Below are 3,307 nucleotides of genomic sequence, written 5' to 3'. Positions count from 1 at the left end.
AATAACAGTAAATGAGAATAATTTTCAATCATTTTTTTTAAAATTAAAAAACCTCCCAACATGAGTTAAGAGGTTTGGACGATTATTTGATTAATGAATGCTTAAAGGCATAGATAACCGCTTGGGTGCGGTCCTGTACGTTTAGTTTGCTTAGTATATTACTGACATGGGTTTTAACCGTCTTCAGGGCGATAAATAATTCATCCGCAATATCCTGATTGGTTTTTCCCTCCGCCATCAACAGTAAAATTTCAAGTTCGCGGCTGGTAAGTTCTTCATGTGGGAGCTGCGTATTTTTTTGACGCATTTTGACCATCATTTTCCCGGTGACTTCTGGCTCAAGAACCGATTGGCCATGGTAAGTTGCACGGACTGCATTGGCAATTTCACTTGCCTTTGAGGTCTTCAGCATATAACTTGTCGCACCCGCTTCAAGCGCCGGATACACTTTTTCATCATCCAAAAAACTGGTGACGATAATGACCTTTGCTTCAGGCCATTGCTCAATAATTTGCCTGGTTGCTTCGATTCCATCCATTTCTTTCATTACCAAGTCCATTAATATAATGTCAGGACGTAAGCTTAAGGCGAGTTCTACTCCTTTTTTTCCATTATCGGCTTCACCCACCACTTCAATGTCCTCCTGCGCCGAAAGGTAAGAGGATACACCGATTCTAACCATTTCGTGGTCATCGACAAATACTACTCTAATCATTGACACCATCTCCATTAATCATCACCGGAACCTTTACTTCCAGCCTTGTTCCTTTACTTTTAACACTAACTACTTTTAATGTACCGCCAATTTCGACCGCCCGTTCGTGCATGTTTTGCATGCCGTAGGAGCCAGCTTTCATTTCATTCACTTCAAAACCAATTCCGTCGTCTTCAATCCTAAGAATGACAAGATCATCCCGCTTTACTAATAAAACCTCAAATTTGCTGGCTTTTGAGTGTCTTAGGGTATTGGAGACAGACTCCTGCAGGATGCGGAAGAGATGATCCTCAACCCCTTTATCTAATGGAAAATCTTCGACTTTCCATTTAATCTCCATTGTCACCTTTTGAGATAATTCGATTAACAACTCCTCGATTCCTTCTGTGAGCGATTTATTCTTTAAGGCAGCTGGGCGTAAATGTAACAGCAGCGCCCGCATCTCTAACTGGGATTGGTGAATCATTTCCTCAACAAGTTTTAGTTGTTTTGTTTCACGCTCATCTTCAGACTGGCCTTTTGTTTCATTTATCGCCGACATCATCATTGAAGCAGCAAATAATTGCTGACTGACGGAGTCATGCAATTCCCTGGCAAGCCGATTCCGCTCTTGTTCAATGATTTGCTGAATTCTTTCTTCTTGACCCTCTACCTTTTCGGTAGCCAGCCGCTGTGACAGCTTTGCCTGCTCAGACATTTGCCTGCCAACGTTCTCAATTCTTTTAGCTATGGCTTGAATTTCTGAAACAGAGGGCTTCTCTTGCATTTCGACTTGTCTTCCTTCCTCGAGCTGATGCAAAGAATGTTCGACTGAAAGTAATTGTTTACGCCAAAAAAGGCCTGAAATTCCTCCTAAGAGTATTCCGATGGCAATGCTTGAGACAGGAACAAAAATTACAATTGGAATATTCATAAATTGTCTCGACCATAATTCCGACCAGTTCGCCAATGGGAACACATAAATTAGAACCGCTCCAATGACTAATGCAATCAAAAAACAAAACAGTATATGCCAGATCATTTGCCGCTGGGTTGTACTCATATCCGGCTCACCTCTAAATTCCCGACCACAAGTGAGGTAACGATTTTCACCTTAGCCTCTGAAGTTTCATAACCGGACGTTTTCAAGTGAAAAACCTGGTTGAATATTTTATCTTTGTCATTTCCAAATACTTTGGCCGAACCCACGACACCAGAATGGTGAATACTTACTTCCGTTTCGTATGGCACAAGGATATGGATATTTCCGATAATATTTCGGATAAAAATAACGGCTTCTCCCTTTGGCAGCAGCGTATAACTAAGATCAATAACGGTATCGCCAATCCCCGTTTGGATGTTCACATCATCCCACTCATATACACCTAGAGGCGTTTTTTGCTGCCCAACAAAAATATTACTAAATAATGGTTCCGAACTAATCAACGTTTCATCTGATTGTTCTGGATCAGTTGAAACAATATCCAATACTATTTTATTAGGCCGTCTCTTTGTATGGAAAAATTGAATAAAAAAGTGCAAGAGTATCGCTAATAATAAAAACCTAAAGGTCATCATATTGACAATACTTAAAACCAAAAAGATAATCCCTACAATAAATAGGATTTTACCCATCTTTTTACTGGCCTTTTTCCGTCCTAAATAAATCATTCCGCCTGCAATAAAAAGAGAGAATATCAGCCCTCTGTTAAAAAATAAAATCTCTAAGAGCAAGATTACAATCCCGATGATAACAAGCCAGCTAAGATAATCACTTTTTGTATTTTTAAACATTGGCCACCCTCCCTTTTTAATGCAGTATGTTTACGGGTAAAAGGCGCAGTTTGACTACGCCCTTTACTAAGTGTTCTAGGGCTGTCCTAGAACCTTCTGCTACTTTTCTTATAGAATACCATTTTTTTGACTAATTGGACTTGCTTTCTTCTAATTTCATTTCTTTTTCTAATTGTGCAATCCTCGCATCGATTGTATTACGGTAAAAGGAACTGTTAACTTGATGTTCGAGACGGTCAAGATAGTTTTCAATCTCTTTAAATCTTGAGTAGGATTGATCAGAATCAGTATGGGTATCAAGCACTTGGTTCATTCGCAGATTTGCACGAGTTACATTTTCACGGCCCATTAATTCCATGCGGCGTAAATGCATGTCCTTTAACTTATGCTTCATTTCCTCATATTTTCTTTCTAACTCTCCAAGCTGCCCAACCACTTGATCAAGTGATGCCTTTATGCGGCTAGCCCTGTCTTGATATTGCTGATACTCAGCAGAAGCAAATTCGGATAACTCTGTTTCTCCTGCTTTGGAGGCAATTTCTGCCTGATGCTTTCTTTTATTGGCTAACTCCTCCGCCTGATGATATTCTCTCGTAAATTCATCCTTTAACGTATATTGACGCTGCAAAAGTTTTCTTACTTTTTCCGTTTCCAGCTCACATTCGCGAAGATACTGATTTAACATAGCAATTGGGTTTTTATTTTCCTTCTGGTCAAGCGCCTCATGTAAATCGGCAGTAATTGTATTTTTAATCCTTGTAAATAAGTTTGTCATTGTTCATTCTCTCCTTTTTAATAAATAGCTGTGTTAAACTTGGA

At 39.5% G+C, this 3,307-nt stretch carries 4 protein-coding genes; all 4 read right to left on the bottom strand.

The window, feature by feature from the left end:
* Positions 1 to 82: 82 nt before the first annotated feature.
* Entirely contained in the window at positions 83 to 715 is a 633-nt protein-coding gene (locus tag V7266_RS21610) for a response regulator transcription factor (protein WP_335470811.1), read from the bottom strand.
* Entirely contained in the window at positions 708 to 1,757 is a 1,050-nt protein-coding gene (locus V7266_RS21605) for a sensor histidine kinase (RefSeq protein ID WP_335470808.1), read from the bottom strand. Before V7266_RS21605 ends, V7266_RS21610 begins: the two co-directional genes overlap by 8 nt.
* Positions 1,754 to 2,488, bottom strand: coding sequence for a cell wall-active antibiotics response protein LiaF (gene liaF / locus V7266_RS21600; RefSeq protein WP_335470806.1), 735 nt, complete (start codon positions 2,486 to 2,488; stop codon positions 1,754 to 1,756). Before liaF ends, V7266_RS21605 begins: the two co-directional genes overlap by 4 nt.
* 130 nt (positions 2,489 to 2,618) lie before the next feature.
* Entirely contained in the window at positions 2,619 to 3,263 is a 645-nt protein-coding gene (locus tag V7266_RS21595; RefSeq protein WP_335470803.1) for a PspA/IM30 family protein, read from the bottom strand.
* Positions 3,264 to 3,307: the final 44 nt, after the last annotated feature.

The sequence above is a fragment of the Neobacillus drentensis genome (assembly GCF_036965645.1).
Classification (GTDB): Bacteria; Bacillota; Bacilli; order Bacillales; family Cytobacillaceae; genus Neobacillus; species Neobacillus drentensis_D.
The sequence above is the reverse complement of the archived record's forward strand: the minus strand, read 5'-3'. Positions and strand labels throughout refer to the sequence as shown.

What these genes read in the sequence shown, in the direction of transcription:
- V7266_RS21610 (WP_335470811.1), bottom strand. Translation starts at nt 715, where the DNA reads ATGATTAGAGTAGTATTTGTCGATGACCACGAAATGGTTAGAATCGGT.
- V7266_RS21605 (WP_335470808.1), bottom strand. Translation starts at nt 1,757, where the DNA reads ATGAGTACAACCCAGCGGCAAATGATCTGGCATATACTGTTTTGTTTT.
- liaF (WP_335470806.1), bottom strand. Translation starts at nt 2,488, where the DNA reads ATGTTTAAAAATACAAAAAGTGATTATCTTAGCTGGCTTGTTATCATC.
- V7266_RS21595 (WP_335470803.1), bottom strand. Translation starts at nt 3,263, where the DNA reads ATGACAAACTTATTTACAAGGATTAAAAATACAATTACTGCCGATTTA.